This is a genomic window from Enterovirga sp. GCM10030262 (genome assembly GCF_042666435.1).
Lineage (GTDB): Bacteria > Pseudomonadota > Alphaproteobacteria > Sphingomonadales > Sphingomonadaceae > Allosphingosinicella.
The window spans coordinates 645,688-663,926 of sequence record NZ_JBHTDC010000001.1 but is presented as its reverse complement, the minus strand read 5'-3'; the positions used below and the strand labels follow the sequence as shown (position 1 = coordinate 663,926).

Genomic DNA, 18,239 nt, shown 5'->3' with positions numbered 1-18,239 from the left:
CGGCAAGATTGGGAGACGCCCTCCTGCCGCGTGCGATTTCGCTTGCTCCTCGGCGAGCGGCGCGGGAAAGGGCGACGGCGATTTCCTGGAGTGGAAGATGGTTCGAAAAGCGGTTTTGTTGGGCAGCCTCGCGGCGGCCTTGTTGATCTCCGGGTGCAATACGGTCGGCGGGGTCGGGCGCGATCTGGAATCGGTCGGCGAGACGGTGTCGGACGCCGCCCGCTAACTCACAGGTCGGGCAGGGTCTGGGCGGCTTCGCCCCAGCCCTGGAGGGTGCGGCCGGAGGCGCGTTCGAGCAGGGTTTCCGCATCCTTGACCGTGAAGCGGCCGCCGGATCGCGTCGCGTCCAGCTCGTCCCAGGCGATCGGCGCGGACACCGGCGCGCCTTCGCGGGCGCGGGCGGAAAAGGGCATGATCGCGGTCGCGCCGCGCTGGTTGCGGAGCCAGTCGAGGAAGATGCGGCCCTTGCGCTTGGCCTTCGACATGGTCGCGGTGAAGCGCTCGGGCTCGGCTTCCGTCAACGCCAGAGCGAAGCGGTTGGCGAAATCCTTGACGGCGGGCCATTCAGCCTGCGGCGTCAGCGGCACGACCACGTGAAGGCCCTTGCCCCCGGTCAGCAAAGGAAAGGTCTGGAGGCCCATGTCGGCGAGGTGCCGCTTGAGGTCGCGCGCGGCGCGCTTGACCTCCTCGAAGTCGAGGCCTTCATCGGGGTCGAGATCGAACACCAGCCGATCCGGCTTCTCGACATCGTCGACCTTGCTGCCCCAGCCGTGGAATTCGATCGCCCCCATCTGGACGCAGGCGATCATTCCGGCGGCCTGCGCGACGTAGATATAATCCTCTTTGTGGCCGTCCTTCTCCCTGATCGGAACCTGGAGGACATGCTCGCCGAACGTGCCGGCGTCGTGCTTCTGGAAGAAGCATTTCTTCGCCCGGCCCTGCGGGCATCGGACCAGGCTGATCGGACGGTTGGCGGTCCACGGCAACATGATCAGGCCGACCGCGCGGTAATAGTCCGCGAGCTGGCCCTTGGTGACGTTGGAATCGGGGAAGATCACCCGGTCCGGATTGGTGATCTTTATCGTGTCGGCCGGGGCGGCGACCTTGGCGACGGGTTGCGGCTTTTCCTCGACCACCGCCCCGGCCTCCTTGTCACCCCGCAGTCCGAGGAAGCTGGCGTGGCGGACGACCCCGTCCGAAGTGAATTCGGCGAAGGCGATCTCGGCGACCAGCTCGGGCTTCACCCAGTGGGCGCCGCGCGCCTCGGCCCTGGGAACCTCCAGCGCGGCCTTGCCGCTTTTCAGCTTGCCGAGCTTCGCGAGCAATTCCTGCTCGGTCTTGACGGAGAAGCCGGTGCCGACCTTGCCCGCATAGCGCAATTTGCCGTACTCGTTGACCGCGAGCAGCAGCGAGCGCAGCGACCGGGTCTTGCTCGCGCTGGGCGTCCAGCCGACGATCACCAATTCCTGCCGCAAGGTGCATTTGACCTTGAGCCAGGCCTTTGAGCGGACGCCACGATAGGGCGCGTCGGCTTTCTTGGAGACGATGCCTTCCTGGCCGGCTTCGCACATCGCGTCGAACAGTTTCTCGCCCGCGCCGACGATATGATCGGCGTAGAGGATCGGCGGACGGCCGTCGCCCAGCAAGGAGGCCAGCCGCTGCTTGCGCTCGATATTGGGCAGCGCGGTCAGATCCTCGCCATCGATCTGGAGCGCGTCGAACAGGAATAAGGTGAGCCCGCGCCCGCCTTCGCTGATCGCCTGCTGGAGCGCCGAGAAGCTGGTCGCGCCCTTGTCGTCGACGCTGACGATTTCGCCGTCGAGCAAGGCGGGGCCGATTTCCAGTTGGCGCGCGGCCGCGACGATCTCGGGGAATTTATCCGACCAGTCGAGCCCGGTGCGGGTGTAAATCCTGGCCTCGCCGCCGGCGATGCCGAGCAGGCAGCGATAGCCGTCGAACTTCATCTCGTGGATCCAGCCGGCGCCCGAGGGTACGGCGTCGACGAGGGTGGCTTTTTGAAGGGCGCGGAAGGGCGGGGGGGCTTCGTCACCCCGGCGGAGGCCGGGGTGACGGTCCGCGGGCCGTGACTTCTTGTTATGAGATCCCGGCTTTCGCCGGGATGACGAGGGAGGCTTCAGCTCCTTCGCTTTCTTGCCCTCCGCTATCTCCAGCATCGTCCGGCCGGTCTTGACCGAGGTCAGATATTTTTCCGTCAGCCCTGCGGAGCTGCCGGCATGTTCGTCCTCGACCTTGCGCAGGATCCAGTTCTCGTTCTTCTCACGCCCGCGCGGTTTGAGCCGGAACATCACCCACTCGCCCTTCATCCGTTCGCCGTCGAGGGTGAAGTGGAGGTGACCTTCCTCGATCGTCTTGCGCGGATCCTTGCGCGGATCGGGCGTCCAGGTGCCGCGATCCCAGAGCATCACCGTGCCGCCACCATATTCGCCCTTGGGAATGGTGCCTTCGAACGTGGCGTAGCTCAGAGGATGGTCCTCGGTGCGCACCGCGAGGCGCTTGTCGTCGGGATTGGGGCTCGGGCCGCGCGTCACCGCCCAGCTCTTGAGCGTGCCGTCCATCTCCAGCCGCAGGTCGTAATGGAGCCGCGTCGCGTCATGCTTCTGGACCATGAAGCTGTTGCCGCTGTCCGGCGCGATTTTGCCGGAGGGCTCGGCGGTCTTCGAAAAGTCCCGCTTCTTGTTGTAGACCGCGAGCGGATCGGATTTGCGCGCCATTCCGCTCAACCGTTCGTGTCGAGCGAAGTCGAGACATCCCGCCGCGCGAAGCCGGGGCAGAATATCTCGGCTTCGCTCGATTGGGCCCCTCGACTTCGCTCGGGGCGAACGGGGACGGGAGCGTGCCCGTTCATCTCAAGCCCGCTTGCGCGCTGGCGCGGCTTTTTTCGCCGGCGCCTTCTTGGCCGCCGGCTTCTTCGCCGCCCCAGGCTTCTCGATCGATTTCTTGAGCGCGGCCATCAGGTCGACGACGTTGGAGCCGCGGCTTGGCGCCGGCTCGTCCTCCGCCTCGATCTTCGCGCCCTTCGACTTGCGCTTCTTCTCGATCAGCTCGTGCAAAGCGTCGATATAGCGGTCGTGGAATTTGGACGGGTCGAACTTCGCCGTCTTCTTGTCGATCAGCGTCTCGGCCAGCTCCAGCAGCTCCGGGTCGGGCTTGACGTCGCCGATGTCGCGGAAATAGCCCTGCGCCTTGTTGACCTCGTCGGCGTAGCGCAAGGTCTCCATCAATATGCCGCGCCCGCACGGTTTCAGGCTGATGATATATTCCTTGCCGCGCATGGCGAGCTGGCCGAGCCCGACCTTCTTCGTGTCGCGCAAAGCCTCGCGCAGCACCACGAACGCTTCCTCGGCGAGATCGTCGGCGGGGACGACGTAATAAGGCTTCTCGTAGTAAAGCGGGTCGATCTCGTGGGCATCGACGAACTGGGTCAGCTCCAGCGTCTTCTTGCTTTCCAGCTTGACGGCTTCCAGCTCGCTTTCGTCGAGCAGCACGTAGCTGCCTTTCTCATATTGATAGCCCTTGACGATCTCGTCCGGATCGACCGGGCCGACGCCCGGCACGACCTTTTCATATTTGATGCGCTTGCCGGTCGGCTCGTGGATCTGGTTGAAGGCGATCGTGGCGCCGCTCTTGGTAGCGGAATAGATTTCGACGGGGATCGAGACCAGAGCGAGCCTGATCTGGCCTTTCCAATAGGGACGCGCGGCCATGTGATGCCTCCGAAATCGATTCGCAGGCGATTCAATCCTCGGAGAGGGGCGGCGGTTCCCTACGCGGGAAGATGGATTGCTTCGTCGCTTCGCTCCTCGCAATGACGACGATATTCTCAACCGTCATTGCGAGCGTAGCGAAGCAATCCAGCTACACCGGAATCTCCGTCGTGTACTTGACCTGCCGCAGCGCGAAATTGCTGGCCGCGTTGGCGACGCTTGGATGGGCGAGCACGCCGCGCATCACGAAACGGTCGTAATCGGCGACATCGCGGACGGCGATGCGGAGGAGATAGTCCCACTCGCCGGACATGGCGTAGCATTCGACGATCTCCTCGCGCAAGCGGATGAACTCTTCGAATTCGGCCCTGGCGGTCATGGTCTGGCGGGTCATGCGGACCTGGCACAGGACGTTGACCGACCGGTCGAGATGCTCCGCATTGGCGAGGCGGACGGCCCGGCCGAGAACGCCATTCGTCTCCAGATTGCGGACGCGGCGCCACACGGATGCGGAGGACGCCCCGACCTTCTCGGCCAGCGCCGCGTGGCTGAGGCTCGCATCGCGCTGCAATTCGCGGACGATTCGGCGGTCGATCTCGTCCAGCTGGTCATTCTGTTTCATGAAATCGAGTGTAGCGAAACAAAGCTATCAATTCCAGCGCGGTTTGGCGCAAATCTGATGCCCATTTGGCCGCGCGCAAGCGTAGATGTATCGGGAAGTACCCCGCCATAAGCGGGGCGCGACAGGAGTGCAGATGACAGAGAATTTTCTCTTGGCTGACGAGCCGAGGCTTTTCGACCGGCTGGAGGCCCAGGCTTCCGACTCGCTGCTGGCGCTGATCGGGCTCGCCAAAGCGGACACGCGGCCGGAGAAGATCGACGTCGGCGTGGGCGTCTATCGCGACGCGGCCGGCGCAACGCCGATCCTGCGTGCGGTGAAGGCCGCCGAGAAGGTGCTGATCGAGACGCAGGAGACCAAATCCTATCTCGGATCCGAGGGCGACGCGCGCTTCGTCGAGCTTATCAAGCCGATCGTCTTCGGCGGGCTCGGCGCGCGCAGCGACCGGATCGTCGGAGTCCAGACTCCCGGCGGCTGCGGCGCGCTGAGGCTCGGCGCGGAGCTCATCAAGGCGGCGGGCGGCAATTCCCGCATCTTCGTCGGCCAGCCGACCTGGCCCAACCATGTGCCGCTGATCGGCGCCGCCGGCGTCGAGTTCGTCGCGCATCCTTATTACGACAAGGAGACGCGGACGGTCCTGTTCGACGAAATGATCGAGGCGCTGAAGGGCGCGCGCGCCGGCGATCTCGTGCTGGTCCATGGCTGCTGCCACAATCCGACCGGCGCCGATCTCAGCCTCAACCAGTGGCGCGAGTTGGCCGATCTCATCGCCGAGCGCGGTCTCCTTCCCTATGTCGACCTGGCTTATCAGGGCTTGGGCAACGGACTGGAGGATGACGCGGCGGGGACGCGCCTGGTCGTCGAGGCGGCGGAGCAGGCCTTGGTGGCGCAGAGCTGCGACAAGAATTTCGGCCTCTATCGCGAGCGCACCGGCGCCCTGTTCATCAAGGCGTCCAGCGCCGAGCAGGCTCAGGTCGCGTTCGGCAACCTTCTCGGCCTCGCCCGCACCATGTGGTCGATGCCGCCGGACCATGGCGCGGCGATCGTGCGCACCATATTGGAAACGGAGGAGCTGGAGGCGGACTGGCGCGCCGAGCTCAAGGAAATGCTCACCCGCATCCGCAGCCTGCGCGCGCGGCTCGCCGCCTATGACGAGCGGCTGGCGTTCATCGACGAACAGAATGGCATGTTCTCGATGCTTCCGCTGACGCCGGAGGCCGTGGTCGAGCTGCGCGCCAGCCACGGCATCTACATGGCGAATAGCGGCCGCTTCAACGTCGCCGGGCTGTCGGACGACAATGTCGACTATTTCGCCGCGGCGGTCGTCGCAAAGCTCGATGGCTGACGAGATGCTCGCGACGGCGCCGCGCGCCCGAGCCAACGCGCCCGATCCGGATTATGACTGGCGGCGGATCGCCTATCTGGTCCAGGTGTCGCGCGCGCTCGACAGACTGGAAGAGACGCGGCTCGTCCCCGAGAAGAAGATACTCTATCAATTCTCGGCGCGCGGGCACGACATGGCGCAGATCATGCTCGGCAGCCGCCTGACCGGCGCGAAGGACGCGGCCTGCGGCTATTATCGGTCGCGGCCTCTGCTGCTGTCGCTCGGGGTGCCGCTGGAGGATGCGCTGGGGTCGGGCATGGGCCGGGCGGGCGGCTATTCGGACGGGCGCGATATCGGGGTGGTCTTCAACTATCCCAATCCCGGCGGGCCTCCGGCGCTGCCGATGTGCGGCGGGGTGGGCGCGCAATATACGCCGACCGCCGGCTGGGCGCAGGCGATCGAATATCATCGCGATGTGCTGAAGGACCGCGCCTATGAGGGCGCGATGGCGGTGGTACTGGGCGGCGATGCTTCGGTCGCGACCAACGGTTTCTGGTCGGCGCTCACCATCGCCACGACGCAGAAGCTGCCGATGCTCTTCTATATCGAGGACAATCAATACGGCATCTCGGTGCCCGGCAGCTATCAGACGCCGGGCGGCAATATCGCGCGGAACCTGGAGAGCTTCGCCAACCTCCAAATCCTCTCCGGCGACGGCACCGAGCCGGCCGAGGCGGCACGCCTCCTCAAACTGGCGTCTGAGCATGTGCGGGGCGGGAAGGGGCCGGCTTTGCTGCGCCTCACAGTGCCGCGCCTCCAGGGCCACAGCTTCCAGGACACGCAGACCTACAAGTCGGAGGAGTTCGTCGAATCCGAATGGGCCCGCGATCCGGTGCCCAAACTGAAATCCTATCTGGTCGGCTCGCTGCTCGACGAAGGCGAGTGGGACGACATCGCCGCCGAAGCCGAGGCCGCTGTCGAGAAGGCGCGCGAGATCGCCGAGGCGAGGGGCGTGGCCGATCCGGAAACCTTGCTCTCTAACGTCTTCTACGAAGGCGAGATGCAGACGCTCGGGGGGCAGTGGACGCATGGCTATGAGCCGCCATCCTCGACCGACGAGCCGAAGCCCGAAGGCCAGCGCATCAACATGGTCACGGCCATCCGCCGCACATTGGACCATGAGCTGGAAATCAATCCGCGCGTGCTTCTCTTCGGCGAGGATATCGGGCCGAAGGGCGGCGTCCACGCCGTGACGCTCGGCCTCCAGGACAAGTTTGGCACCGGGCGCGTGTTCGACACCAGCCTGTCCGAGGAAGGCATAATCGGCCGTGCCGTCGGCATGGCGATGGCGGGGCTGATGCCGGTGCCTGAAATCCAGTTCCGCAAATATGCCGAGCCGGCGCTGGAGCAGATCAACGATTGCGGCACGATGCGCTGGCGCACCGCCAACCGCTTCGCCGCGCCGATGGTGCTGCGCATCCCCGGCGGCTTCTTCAAGTGCGGCGACCCCTGGCACAGCCAGACCAACGAGGTGCAGTTCGTCCATAATCCCGGATGGAAAGTGGCAGTGCCGAGCAATGCCGAGGACGCAGTGGGTCTGCTCCGCGCGGGCCTTCGCGGCAACGATCCGGTCATCTTCTTCGAGCATCGCGCAATGCTCGATGATGTGTGGGCGCGGCGGCCCTATCCGGGCGACGATTATGTGCTCCCCTTCGGGCGTGCGAAGAAGACGCGTGAAGGAAGCGGCATCACGATCGTCACCTGGGGCGCGATGGTCCCGCGCTGCGAGGAAGCGGCGAAGGATTTCTCCGCCGACGTCATCGACCTGCGCACCCTCTTGCCTTGGGACCGCGAAATGGTGCTGGAATCCGTCCGCCGCACCCGCCGCTGTCTCATCGTCCATGAAGATTTGCGGACCGGCGGCTTCGGCGCCGAAATCGCGGCGGTGGTGGCGGACGAAGCGTTCATGGATTTGGACGCGCCCGTCTCCCGCCTGACGATGCCGGATATCCCCAGCCCGCATAATCCGGTGCTCTTGAACTGGGCCGTCCCGAGCGTCGAGCGCATCCGCGCGAAGATCGAAGAGCTGGTGGGGTTTTGAGGATGAGCAAGACCGTCATGCCAGCGAAGGCTGGCATCCCAGGACCAGAAGTCACGGCCCTTCTCCCCGAGACCCCAGCCTTCGCTGGGGTGACGAGTGGGGCCTCGTCATGATCGACGTCATCGTGCCCGTCGAGCAGGAGGGAACCCAGGCCGTGGTGCGCGCCTGGCTGAAACAGGTAGGCGACCGGGTCGAGATGAACGATCCGCTGGTCGAGCTGGAGACCGACAAGGTGGCGGTCGAGGTGCCGGCTCCGGCGGCGGGCGTGCTCAAGGAGATAGTGCTGGAGACGGATGCGGAGGCTTTGCCGGGCGCGGTGCTCGGTCGCATCGCCACTGAAGAGGAATCCGTTCGCCCCGAGCGAAGTCGAGGGGCCCGGCCGAGCGAAGCCGAGGCATTCATTCTCGGCTCCGCTCGAAAGGGTGTCTCGACTTCGCTCGACACGAACGGGTTGCGCGATCCGGAAATGCGCCTGTCGCCAGCCGTGAAGCGCGCGTTGCTCCAGCACGATATCGACCCCACCCTCATCCAGGGGACCGGCCGCGATGGCCGCATCACCCGCGCCGACGTCGACAAGGCCGTCGAGGAAGCGACGCACGTGCGGCCCGTGGAAGGCGTCATCCCCGCCACCTCGGGCATCCGCTCGCACAGCGTCCCGCACGACCGCATGCGGCTGCGCATCGCCGAGAACATGCTGGGCTCGGTCACCCAGGCCCCGCATGTCACCGCGGTGTTCGAGGCCGACTTCTCAGCCATCCAGGCGCATCGCGCCCGCCATAAGGACGCCTTCGCCAAGAAAGGCGTGAAGCTCACCTACACCGCCTACATCGTCGCCGCGGCAGCCGAGGCGATGAAGGTCGCGCCGGCGATCAACAGCCGCTGGCATAAAGACCGGCTCGAAATCTTCGATGACATCAATATCGGCGTCGGCACCGCATTGGGCGACAAGGGCCTGATCGTCCCCGTCCTCCCGAAGGTGCAGACGCTGTCTCTCAAGGGGATAGCCGCCGGCCTCGACGCGCTCATCGAGAAAGCCCGCGCCGAGAGGCTGACCAGCCAGGACGTGAAGGGCGGAACCTTCACCATCTCCAATCACGGCGTCTCGGGCTCGCTCTTCGCCACCCCGATCATCATCAACCAGCCCCAATCCGCGATCCTCGGCGTCGGCAAGCTGGAGAAGCGCGTCGTGGTGCGCGAGGTCGGCGGCCAGGACGCCATCCAGATCCGCCCGATGGCCTATGTCAGCCTCACCATCGACCACCGCGTCGTCGACGGCCACCAGACCAACGCCTGGCTGAGCCGGTTCGTGGAAGTGCTGGAGGCGTGGCCGACGGAATAATCGTCATTGCGAGCGAAGCGAAGCAATCCAGCGCTGTATTGGATTGCCGCGTCGCTTCGCTCCTCGCAATGACGATTAGGGTGTGTTCATCGTCATCAGCTCGTAGGTCGCGACCACCTCGTCCTTCTGGTTGAAGACGTAGACCGCCCAGCGGACCTCGCCTTTCTCCTCGTCGCGCACGCTCTTCGATTTGACCGTGAGTTCGACGCGCATCGAATCGCCGGGATAGAGCGGGGTCTGGAAGCGGAGGGTTTCGAGGCCGGTATTGGCGAGCACCGGGCCGGGCGCGGGATCGACGAACAGGCCGGCGGCGAAGCTCAGGATGAGATAGCCGTGGGCGACGCGACCGTCGAAGATCGGGTTCGCCTTGGCCGCTTCCTCATCCATATGGGCGTAGAAATTGTCGCCCGTGAAGGCGGCGAAATGCTCCACGTCTTCGAGCGTGACCGTGCGGCTCTCCGTCTTGAGCGTGTAGCCGATCTCCAGCTCGGAGATGCGTTTGCGGAAGGGATGGACGTCGCCCGTCGGCTTGTCCGCGCCGGGCAGCCATTGATGCACCACCTTCGACAGCATTTCCGGCGCCCCCTGGAGCGCGGTACGCTGCATATAATGGGTGACGCCGCGTATGCCGCCCATCTCCTCGCCGCCGCCGGCGCGGCCGGGGCCGCCATGGACCAGGACGGGGAGGGGGGAGCCGTGGCCGGTGGATTCCTTGGCGCTGGTGCGGTCGAGGATGACCATGCGGCCGTGATAGGCGCCGGCGTTCAGCACGAATTCCTCCGCCACCTTGTTGTCGAAGGTGAACAGGGAAAGGGCCAGGCTGCCCATGCCGCGATTGGCGAGAGCAATCGCGTCTTCCAGATCCTTGTAGGGCATGATCGTGGAGACGGGTCCGAACGCCTCGACATCGTGGACGGCGTCGGCGGACCAGGGCGTATCGGTGCGGAGCAGCACGGGCTCCATGAAGGCGCCCTTCTCATGGCCGGGAAAGACGTGGTCGGGATTGCCCGAGACGATCCGCGCCTGCTTGTGGAGCCTGGCGATCTGCTCGCGCACGTCGTGAAGCTGGCGGGCACTGGCGAGGGCGCCCATGGTGACGCCTTCCTCGCGCGGGTCGCCGATCCTGACCTTGGCGAGGCGGGCCGAGAGCGCGTCCTGGACCGCGTCGAGATGCTCGGCGGGCGCCATGGCGCGGCGGATGGCAGTGCATTTCTGGCCCGCCTTGACGGTCATCTCGCGCGCCACTTCCTTGACGAACAGGTCGAATTCGGGCGTGCCTGGCGCGGCGTCCGGCCCGAGGATCGAGGCGTTGAGGCTGTCGCGCTCGGCGATGAAGCGGACACTCTTGCGCGCTATCACCGGATGCGACTGGAGCTTCATCGCCGTCTGGGCGGAGCCGGTGAAGCTCACCACGTCCTGAAGGGTCAGATGGTCCATCAGGTCGCCGACGCCGCCCATGACGAGCTGCAGCGCGCCTTTGGGGAGTATGTCGGCTTCGATCATGATCCTGACGCACGCTTCGGCGAGATAGCCGGTGGCGGAGGCGGGCTTGACGATCGCCGGAACGCCGGCGAGCAGCGTCGGCCCCAGTTTCTCCAGCATCCCCCAGACAGGGAAGTTGAAGGCATTGATATGGACGGCGACGCCCTGGAGCGGAGTGAAGACGTGCTGGCCGACGAAGCTTCCACCTTTCGATAGCGGCTCCATCGCGCCGTCGATGAGGATGCGGCCGTTGGGGAGCTCGCGCCGGCCCTTGGACGAGAAGGAGAAGAGCGTCCCCGCGCCGCCCTCGATGTCGATCCAGCCGTCGGTCCGCGTCGCGCCGGTGGCGTAGTTGAGCTCGTACAATTCCTCCTTGCGCGCCATGATCGCGTTGGCGAGATCCTTCAGCATCCAGGCGCGCTCGTGGAAGGTCATCGCCCGCAAAGCGGGGCCGCCGACTTTGCGGGCGTGGTCGAGCATCGCCTTGAAATCGAGGCCGTTGCTGCCTGTTTCGGCGATCACGTCTCCGGTGACGGCGCTGTGCACCTCGGCCAGGCCGCCATCGCCCGCGACCCATTGGTCGGCGGCGTAGTTCAACAGCTTCAGCGTCTTCATCGGGAGCCTTTCACGTCACTCCAGCGAAAGCTGGAATCTCATTTCTACTGTCTCCGGTCCTTGATATGGGAACGGAGATTCCAGCTTTCGCTGGAATGACGGAGCCTAGCGCCCCGTGAAATTCGGCGTTCGCTTTTCGAGGAAGGCGGCGATGCCCTCGCGATAATCATTGCCGCCGCCGAGCGAACGCTGGGCGTCGCGCTCCGTGTCGAGATGGTCGGAGAGGGTCGCCGTCCAGCCGGCGCGGATCATCGTCTTGATACTGGCGAGGCCCGCGGTCGGCGCCGAAGCGAAGCGGGTGGCGAGGGCGTCGACCTCCGCATCGAGCGCGTCGTCATCGACCGCTTTCCAGATCATCCCCCATAAAGCGGCGTTCTCGGCGGAAAGCGCCTCGCCGGTCAGCGCCAGCCCCATCGCCCGCGCCTGGCCGATCAGGCGCGGCAATATCCACGTCCCGCCGCTGTCCGGCACCAGGCCGATATTGGCGAAGGATTGAATGAACTTGGCCGACTTCGCCGCGATGACGATGTCGCAGGCGAGCGCGATATTGGCGCCCGCGCCGGCCGCGACGCCGTTGACGCGAGCAATCACCGGCATGGGAAGCGCGGTCAGCCGCCGGATCAGCGGATTGTAACGCAACTCCAGCGACTCGCCGAGATCGACGCTGCCCCCCGGCGCCACCGCGCGGTCGTTCAAATCCTGTCCGGCGCAGAAGCCGCGTCCGGCGCCGGTCAGGACGAGCACGCGGGCGTCGCCCAACCGACCCAGCGCGTCGGCGACTTCCTCGTGCATCTCGACCGTGAAGCTGTTGAGCCGCTCCGGCCGGTTGAGGGTGAGGCGGGCGATGCCGCTTTCGAGGGAGAGGAGGATGGTTTCGTAGGTTGGCATGGCCACCGCATAGCCCTTCCCCCCTTGCGGGGGAAGGATACGTAGACTTGGCGGGTTGCCGCCTAGTCGCAGTTGGATGGGGGGTCGCGAGGGTAAGCTCGCGCGGCGGCTGCGCCGCCGACCCCTCACCAAGTTTCGCTAGTCGGCTGCGCCGCCAAGCTTCACTATCCTCTCCCGCAAGGGGAGAGGCGCTGTTATGGGTACGTCATGACCCACACCCAAGCCTATATCTGCGACGCCGTGCGCACTCCCATCGGCCGCTACGCCGGCGCGCTCGCCCATATCCGCGCCGACGATCTCGCCGCCATTCCGATCAAGGCGCTGATCGAGCGCAACCCGAACGTCGACTGGGCCGAACTCGACGACGTCATCCTCGGCTGCGCCAACCAGGCCGGCGAGGACAATCGCAACCTCGCCCGCATGGCCGGGCTGCTCGCCGGCCTTCCCGACACGTCCGGCGGCGTCACCCTCAATCGCCTGTGCGGCTCCGGCATGGACGCGGTGGCGATGGCCGCGCGGGCGATCCGCGGCAGCGATGCAGACCTCATCATCGCCGGCGGCTCGGAAAGCATGAGCCGCGCCCCCTTCGTCATGGCCAAGGCGACCTCCGCCTTCGACCGCAACGCCGAGATGTACGACACCACCATCGGCTGGCGCTTCGTCAACCCGAAGATGAAGCATGCCTATGGCGACGACTCCATGCCGAGCACCGGCGAGAATGTCGCGCAGGAGTTCCAGGTCTCCCGCGAGGACCAGGATGCCTTCGCCGTCCGCAGCCAGGACAAGGCGGCGCGGGCGCAGGAGAACGAGCGGTTGGCGGCCGAGATCGTCCCCGTCACCATCCCCCAGCGCAAGGGCGACGCCCTTGTGGTGGATCGCGACGAGCACCCCCGCAAGACCAGCCTCGAAGCGCTGGCCAGGCTCCGCCCCATCGTCCGCTCCGACGGCACCGTCACCGCCGGCAACGCCTCGGGCGTCAACGACGGCGCCGCCGCCCTCATCGTCGCGTCCAAGGAAGCGGCGAAACGCAACGGCCTCACCCCCCGCGCCCGCGTCGTCGGCACCGCCGTCGCCGGCGTCCCGCCGCGCATCATGGGCATAGGCCCCGCGCCCGCGTCCGAGAAGCTGCTCAAACGCCTCGGCCTCACCATCGCCGACATGGACGTGATCGAACTGAACGAAGCGTTCGCCGCCCAGGGCCTCGCCGTCATGCGCCAACTCGGCCTCCCCGACGACGCCGAGAATGTGAACCCCAATGGCGGCGCCATCGCGCTCGGCCACCCCCTCGGCATGTCCGGCGCCCGCCTCGTCCTCACCGCCACCGAAGAACTCCACCGCACCGGCGGCCGCTACGCCCTCGCCACCATGTGCATCGGCGTCGGGCAGGGCATCGCGATGGTGATCGAGCGGGTGTAGCTCTGTTGGCCAACGCGCTCTAAGCTCTGTTCTCGATCGGTTGCCAAAATGTGGCGGTAGCCAACTCGGCGCTGGAGAGGATGGATGGCCGTTTACAGACGAAAGATGCTGGCGCGCCGCGCACGTCTGACCGCAGCGGCATTGGCTACATTGGCCCTTTGCAACCCCACTGCAGCCTACACACCGCCCGTCGCCTACGTCTTTTTCGAATCCGGTAGCGCGAAAGTTGATCCGAAGACCAACCCAATACTGGAGCAGTTCGTCATCGAGGCTTATCAACAAGGCTTTATAGAAAGGCTGGCTGTTGTCGGCCATGCGGACCGTGTTGGCACTGAGCCAGCCAATCTTGCTCTCTCGCGTCGTCGAGCCGTCGCAGTTCGCGATTTCTTGATCGTGCACGGGATAGAGCCCGCTGCGATTATGTGTGGCAAATGGTATGGAGAACTGCGTCCCATGATCAGGACCGCTGACGGCGTGGCGGAGGCGAATAATAGGCGCGTGGAGGTCGTTTGGGGCAATGCTTTGCCCTCGGATTGTGAGTTCGTCCACCAGCCGTTCTAATCAACCGGCCACCCCCATTCATTGACCGATCGGTCGGTGAATGGTAGAATGCGGGCCAAGGAGCCAGTGATGTACACCACCGAATTGCAGAAATCGGCCAAGCCCGCCGTCGAGCATATCGAGGATCCCGAGAAACTCGCCGCCTTCGAGGCGCGGGTGGCGGCTGACGAGTTCATCGAGCCCAAGGACTGGATGCCCGAGGCCTATCGGCGCACGCTCACCCGGCAGATTTCGCAGCATGCGCATAGCGAGATCGTCGGCATGCTGCCGGAGGGCAACTGGATCACCCGCGCGCCATCGCTTCGGCGCAAGGCGATTCTGCTCGCCAAGGTGCAGGACGAGGCGGGGCACGGCCTCTATCTCTATTCGGCCGCCGAGACGCTGGGGACCAGCCGCGAGGAAATGATCGAGGCGCTGCATTCGGGCAAGGCCAAGTACAGCACCATCTTCAACTATCCGACGCTCACCTGGGCGGACATCGGCGCGATCGGCTGGCTGGTCGACGGCGCCGCGATCATGAACCAGGTGCCGCTGCAGCGCACCAGCTACGGCCCCTATGCCCGCGCCATGGTCCGCGTCTGCAAGGAAGAGAGCTTCCACCAGCGCCAGGGCTATGAGATCATGATGCACCTCGCCGCCGGGACGGCCGAGCAGAAGCACATGGCGCAGGACGCCTTGAACCGCTGGTGGTGGCCGTCGCTGATGATGTTCGGTCCGCCCGACGCCGACAGCCCCAACACCGCCCAGTCGATGCGCTGGCGCATCAAGCGCGACACCAACGACGATCTCCGCCAGAAATTCGTCGACATCACCAAGCCCCAGGCGGACGCGATCGGCCTCACCGTGCCGGATGCGGACCTCGAGTGGGACGAGGCGAAGGGCGGCTACGACTTCGGCGAGATCGACTGGGAGGAATTCTACGCCGTGGTGAAGGGCGAAGGCCCCGTCGCCAAGGAGCGGATGAAGGCGAGGCGCGACGCGTGGGAAACCAACGCCTGGGTCCGCGAGGCCGCAGTGGCCTATGCGGAGAAACGGACCGTCAGGCAGGCGGCGTGACCCGCTTTCCTACACGCGCCCGACGCTGATATGGTTGCCGCATGAACCCGTCCGCCCCCTTCAAGAGCCGTTTCCGTGGTCCGTGCCCCGGGATCTCCTTGGCCACCGCGAACATTGGGAACATTCGCCGCCTTTCTTTGGCTTTGTTGGAGGTCGCCTCGTGAGCAAGGACTGGCCGCTCTGGGAGGTATTCGTCCGATCGAAGGGCGGGCTCTCGCACCGCCATGTCGGCAGCGTCCACGCGCCCGACGCCGAGATCGCCGTCCGCCACGCCCGCGACACCTATACGCGGCGGATGGAGGGCGTGAGCTTGTGGGTCGTCCCATCGGCCCAGATCGTCGCCTCCGACCCCGCCGAGGACGGCCCGATGTTCGAGCCCGCCGAGGACAAGATCTACCGCCACCCGACCTTCTACAACATCCCCGACGACGTGAAGCACATATGATGCGCTCTGGTAACCCCAAGCCGATCAGGCTGAGCTTGTCGAAGCCCTGTATTTCCTTGGTCCCGAGCGGGAAGGGAAAAGCAGCCCTTCGACAGGCTCAGGGCGAGCGGAGTCTCTAGTGGCTTCCCTTCCCCCCATTGACGTGCCCAAAGGCGCGACGGGCGCGGGCGCTTTCGACCCGCGCGCCGAGCGCCATGACCATCCAGTATTCGACTACCTCCTCCGCCTCGGCGACGACAGCCTGATCCTCGGCCAGCGCCTCGGCGAATGGTGCGGCCACGCGCCGAGCGTCGAGGTCGATCTCAGCCTCGCCAACATCGCGCTCGACCTGATCGGCCAGGCGACGCATTTCCTGGGCTATGCCGGCGAGGTCGAAGGGCGTGGCCGCGACGGCGATAAGCTCGCCTTCCACCGCGACGTGCTGGCCTTCCGCAATTGCTTGCTGGTCGAGCAGCCCAACGGCGATTTCGCGCAGACCATGGCGCGGCAGTTCCTTTTCTCGACCTGGCAGAAGCTGCTGTTCGAGCGTTTGACGGCCTCCAAGGACGAGCTCACCGCCGCCGTCGCCGCCAAGGCGGTGAAGGAAGTCGCCTATCATGAGGAGCTATCGGCCGAATGGGTCATCCGCCTCGGCGACGGCACCGAGGAGAGTCGGCGACGGATGATCGACGGCCTCGACTGGAACTGGCGTTTCATCCCCGAGCTGTTCGAGATGGATGTGGTGGCGCGCGAGATGGCCGAGCGCGGCATCGGCGTGGACGTGACCGTCTTCCGCGGCGACTATGACCGGAAGCTACGCGCCGTGCTCGACGAAGCCGGGCTCGAAGCGCCCACGGACCAGCGCCCCATCCTCGGCGGCCGCGACGGCCACCACAGCGAACATCTCGGACATCTGCTCGCGGCGATGCAGCACATCCCCCGCTCCTATCCGGACGCGACATGGTAGCGGTGCAGATTGAAGAGACCCGTTCGTCCCGAGCGAAGTCGAGGGATCCCTTCGAGCGAAGCGAGAACAAAGGCCTCGGCTCCGCTCGGCGGGGTGTCTCGACTTCGCTCGACACGAACGGTGTGTGGGAGGTTCTGCGGAACGTACCCGATCCGGAAATCCCCGTCCTCTCCATCGTAGACCTCGGCATCGTCCGCGAGGTGACGGCGGAGCGGGTGGCGATCACGCCGACTTATACCGGCTGCCCCGCCACGGTCGCCATCCAGGCCGACGTCCGCGCCGCGCTCGACAAAGCCGGCTTCGGCCACGTCCGCATCGACACAATGCTCTCGCCGCCCTGGACCACCGACTGGATCAGCCAGGAGGGAAGGGCGAAGCTCCAAGCCTATGGCATCGCCCCGCCGCAGGCTCCCGGCCAGCGCGAGGTCGCCTGCCCGCAATGCAACTCCACCGACACGGAGGAACTCAGCCGCTTCGGCTCCACGCCCTGCAAGGCGCAATGGCGCTGCCGCTCCTGCCTCGAGCCGTTCGACCTGTTCAAATGTCACTGAGCCGCTTCCTGTGCTCCCCGGCGAAAGCCGGGGCCCAGTTTCTTCGGCCGTGCGGCTGGACCCCGGCTTTCGCCGGGGCACGTAGGGCCTGAGAATGTCGATGGACTTCCACACCCTCACGGTCGCAGAGATCGTCCCCGAAACCGCCGACGCCAAGTCGATCCGCTTCGAATTGCCCGAGGCGCTGAAGGAGACGTTCCGCTTCAAGCCGGGCCAGCATCTCACCCTCAAATGCGACATCGGCGGCGAGGAAGTGCGGCGCAATTATTCGCTCTGCGTCGCGCCCGGCGACGGCCAGCTCAAGGTGACGGTGAAGCGCATCGCGGGCGGGCTCTTCTCCAACTGGGCGAACGACAATTTGAAGCCCGGCGACACCGTCGACGTGATGGCGCCGCACGGCTCCTTCACCTGGGATTTCGATCCCGCCCAATCCAACCATTATGTCGGTTTCGCCGGCGGCTCCGGCATCACGCCGGTCATCTCGCTCATCAAGACCGCGCTCCAGACTGAGCCGGAAAGCCGCTTCACCCTCTTCTACGGCAATCGCGACAGCTCTTCGGTCATCTTCCTGGAGGAGCTGGCGCGGCTCAAGAACCGCTTCATGGGGCGGCTCGAAGTCTATCATTTCCTCGCCGAGGAGGCCGAGGACATCGATCTCTTCAACGGCATGCTCGATCGCGCCAAATGCGACGAGATACTGACCCACCTGGTCGAGCCGGGCGAAGCGGACGCCTTTTTCATCTGCGGCCCCGGCCCTATGATGGACGCGGCCGAGGAGGCGCTCATCGAGCTCCGCGTCGACAGGCACAAGATCCATATCGAGCGCTTCACCGCCGACCGTCCCTCGGCCGCCGTCGAAGCGCAGATGCAGGCGCTCCAGGACCAGGCGCGCGGTCTTCCGATGATGGTCACGCTCGACGGCCGCAAGCGCAAGGTCGGCTTCGACGCCGAGGCCGGCAACATTCTCGACAGCGCCCGCGCGGCTGGTCTGCCCGCGCCCTACGCATGCAAGGCCGGGGTCTGCGCGACCTGCCGCGCCCGCGTCGTTTCGGGAGAGGTCGAGATGGCGGTCCATTACGGCCTCAGCGACGAGGAAGTGGCGGCGGGCTATGTGCTGACCTGCCAGTCGGTGCCGAAGAGCGAGGGCGTGGAACTGGATTACGACGCCTGA

Annotated in this window: 16 protein-coding genes; 11 read left to right on the top strand and 5 right to left on the bottom strand. The window is 65.7% G+C overall.

Going from position 1 to position 18,239, the window contains the following annotated elements; genetic code table 11:
• The first annotated feature begins 97 nt into the window (after positions 1-97).
• Positions 98-226 carry an entericidin A/B family lipoprotein gene (locus ACFQRC_RS03260; RefSeq protein ID WP_379957701.1) on the top strand — a complete coding sequence of 43 codons (129 nt, stop codon included), beginning with the start codon at positions 98-100 and terminating at the stop codon, positions 224-226.
• A gap of 1 nt (position 227) precedes the next feature.
• Here ACFQRC_RS03260 and ligD read toward each other — a convergent pair whose 3' ends face one another.
• The 3 genes from ligD to ACFQRC_RS03245 form a co-directional block, all read right to left on the bottom strand.
• On the bottom strand, positions 228-2,732 hold the full coding sequence (gene ligD / locus ACFQRC_RS03255; protein ID WP_379957700.1) for a DNA ligase D: 2,505 nt from the start codon (positions 2,730-2,732) through the stop codon (positions 228-230).
• A gap of 135 nt (positions 2,733-2,867) precedes the next feature.
• Positions 2,868-3,725, bottom strand: coding sequence for a Ku protein (locus tag ACFQRC_RS03250; RefSeq protein WP_379957699.1), 858 nt, complete (start codon positions 3,723-3,725; stop codon positions 2,868-2,870).
• Between the two features lie 151 nt (positions 3,726-3,876).
• On the bottom strand, positions 3,877-4,347 hold the full coding sequence (locus tag ACFQRC_RS03245; RefSeq protein WP_379957697.1) for an Lrp/AsnC family transcriptional regulator: 471 nt from the start codon (positions 4,345-4,347) through the stop codon (positions 3,877-3,879).
• 133 nt (positions 4,348-4,480) lie between these two features.
• Here ACFQRC_RS03245 and ACFQRC_RS03240 point away from each other — a divergent pair, with 133 nt between their 5' ends.
• The 3 genes from ACFQRC_RS03240 (at position 4,481) to ACFQRC_RS03230 (ending at position 9,108) form a co-directional block, all read left to right on the top strand.
• A complete protein-coding gene (locus ACFQRC_RS03240; protein WP_379957695.1) occupies positions 4,481-5,689 on the top strand; it encodes an amino acid aminotransferase in 1,209 nt (402 codons plus the stop codon).
• Positions 5,682-7,769, top strand: a complete 2,088-nt coding sequence (locus ACFQRC_RS03235) for a transketolase C-terminal domain-containing protein (protein ID WP_379957693.1) — start codon at positions 5,682-5,684, stop codon at positions 7,767-7,769. Before ACFQRC_RS03240 ends, ACFQRC_RS03235 begins: the two co-directional genes overlap by 8 nt.
• Before the next feature lie 109 nt (positions 7,770-7,878).
• On the top strand, positions 7,879-9,108 hold the full coding sequence (locus ACFQRC_RS03230; protein ID WP_379957691.1) for a dihydrolipoamide acetyltransferase family protein: 1,230 nt from the start codon (positions 7,879-7,881) through the stop codon (positions 9,106-9,108).
• 75 nt (positions 9,109-9,183) lie between these two features.
• Here the strand turns inward: ACFQRC_RS03230 and paaZ are convergent, their stop codons facing one another.
• Both paaZ and paaG read right to left on the bottom strand, forming a co-directional pair.
• A complete protein-coding gene (paaZ, locus tag ACFQRC_RS03225) occupies positions 9,184-11,205 on the bottom strand; it encodes a phenylacetic acid degradation bifunctional protein PaaZ (protein WP_379957689.1) in 2,022 nt (673 codons plus the stop codon).
• A gap of 105 nt (positions 11,206-11,310) precedes the next feature.
• Entirely contained in the window at positions 11,311-12,093 is a 783-nt protein-coding gene (gene paaG / locus ACFQRC_RS03220; protein ID WP_379957687.1) for a 2-(1,2-epoxy-1,2-dihydrophenyl)acetyl-CoA isomerase PaaG, read from the bottom strand.
• Between the two features lie 207 nt (positions 12,094-12,300).
• On the opposite strand from paaG, the gene pcaF reads away from it, so the two are divergent.
• From pcaF to paaE, 7 genes are all read left to right on the top strand, one after another.
• On the top strand, positions 12,301-13,509 hold the full coding sequence (gene pcaF, locus ACFQRC_RS03215) for a 3-oxoadipyl-CoA thiolase (protein WP_379957685.1): 1,209 nt from the start codon (positions 12,301-12,303) through the stop codon (positions 13,507-13,509).
• Between the two features lie 84 nt (positions 13,510-13,593).
• Positions 13,594-14,070 (top strand): OmpA family protein, encoded by a 477-nt coding sequence (locus ACFQRC_RS03210; RefSeq protein ID WP_379957683.1) that lies wholly within the window; start codon positions 13,594-13,596, stop codon positions 14,068-14,070.
• Positions 14,071-14,139: 69 nt separating this feature from the next.
• A complete protein-coding gene (gene paaA, locus ACFQRC_RS03205; protein WP_379957681.1) occupies positions 14,140-15,126 on the top strand; it encodes a 1,2-phenylacetyl-CoA epoxidase subunit PaaA in 987 nt (328 codons plus the stop codon).
• Positions 15,127-15,286: 160 nt separating this feature from the next.
• Positions 15,287-15,571, top strand: coding sequence for a 1,2-phenylacetyl-CoA epoxidase subunit PaaB (gene paaB / locus ACFQRC_RS03200; protein WP_379957679.1), 285 nt, complete (start codon positions 15,287-15,289; stop codon positions 15,569-15,571).
• Positions 15,572-15,689: 118 nt separating this feature from the next.
• A complete protein-coding gene (paaC, locus tag ACFQRC_RS03195) occupies positions 15,690-16,517 on the top strand; it encodes a 1,2-phenylacetyl-CoA epoxidase subunit PaaC (protein WP_379957677.1) in 828 nt (275 codons plus the stop codon).
• A gap of 122 nt (positions 16,518-16,639) precedes the next feature.
• Positions 16,640-17,068 carry a 1,2-phenylacetyl-CoA epoxidase subunit PaaD gene (gene paaD / locus ACFQRC_RS03190; protein ID WP_379957675.1) on the top strand — a complete coding sequence of 143 codons (429 nt, stop codon included), beginning with the start codon at positions 16,640-16,642 and terminating at the stop codon, positions 17,066-17,068.
• A gap of 94 nt (positions 17,069-17,162) precedes the next feature.
• Positions 17,163-18,239 carry a 1,2-phenylacetyl-CoA epoxidase subunit PaaE gene (gene paaE, locus ACFQRC_RS03185; RefSeq protein ID WP_379957673.1) on the top strand — a complete coding sequence of 359 codons (1,077 nt, stop codon included), beginning with the start codon at positions 17,163-17,165 and terminating at the stop codon, positions 18,237-18,239.

What these genes read in the sequence shown, in the direction of transcription:
- paaE (WP_379957673.1), top strand. Translation starts at nt 17,163, where the DNA reads ATGTCGATGGACTTCCACACCCTCACGGTCGCAGAGATCGTCCCCGAA.
- ACFQRC_RS03245 (WP_379957697.1), bottom strand. Translation starts at nt 4,347, where the DNA reads ATGAAACAGAATGACCAGCTGGACGAGATCGACCGCCGAATCGTCCGC.
- paaA (WP_379957681.1), top strand. Translation starts at nt 14,140, where the DNA reads ATGTACACCACCGAATTGCAGAAATCGGCCAAGCCCGCCGTCGAGCAT.
- paaZ (WP_379957689.1), bottom strand. Translation starts at nt 11,205, where the DNA reads ATGAAGACGCTGAAGCTGTTGAACTACGCCGCCGACCAATGGGTCGCG.
- ACFQRC_RS03250 (WP_379957699.1), bottom strand. Translation starts at nt 3,725, where the DNA reads ATGGCCGCGCGTCCCTATTGGAAAGGCCAGATCAGGCTCGCTCTGGTC.
- ACFQRC_RS03235 (WP_379957693.1), top strand. Translation starts at nt 5,682, where the DNA reads ATGGCTGACGAGATGCTCGCGACGGCGCCGCGCGCCCGAGCCAACGCG.
- ACFQRC_RS03230 (WP_379957691.1), top strand. Translation starts at nt 7,879, where the DNA reads ATGATCGACGTCATCGTGCCCGTCGAGCAGGAGGGAACCCAGGCCGTG.
- ACFQRC_RS03240 (WP_379957695.1), top strand. Translation starts at nt 4,481, where the DNA reads ATGACAGAGAATTTTCTCTTGGCTGACGAGCCGAGGCTTTTCGACCGG.
- paaG (WP_379957687.1), bottom strand. Translation starts at nt 12,093, where the DNA reads ATGCCAACCTACGAAACCATCCTCCTCTCCCTCGAAAGCGGCATCGCC.
- ACFQRC_RS03260 (WP_379957701.1), top strand. Translation starts at nt 98, where the DNA reads ATGGTTCGAAAAGCGGTTTTGTTGGGCAGCCTCGCGGCGGCCTTGTTG.
- ACFQRC_RS03210 (WP_379957683.1), top strand. Translation starts at nt 13,594, where the DNA reads ATGGCCGTTTACAGACGAAAGATGCTGGCGCGCCGCGCACGTCTGACC.
- pcaF (WP_379957685.1), top strand. Translation starts at nt 12,301, where the DNA reads ATGACCCACACCCAAGCCTATATCTGCGACGCCGTGCGCACTCCCATC.
- ligD (WP_379957700.1), bottom strand. Translation starts at nt 2,732, where the DNA reads ATGGCGCGCAAATCCGATCCGCTCGCGGTCTACAACAAGAAGCGGGAC.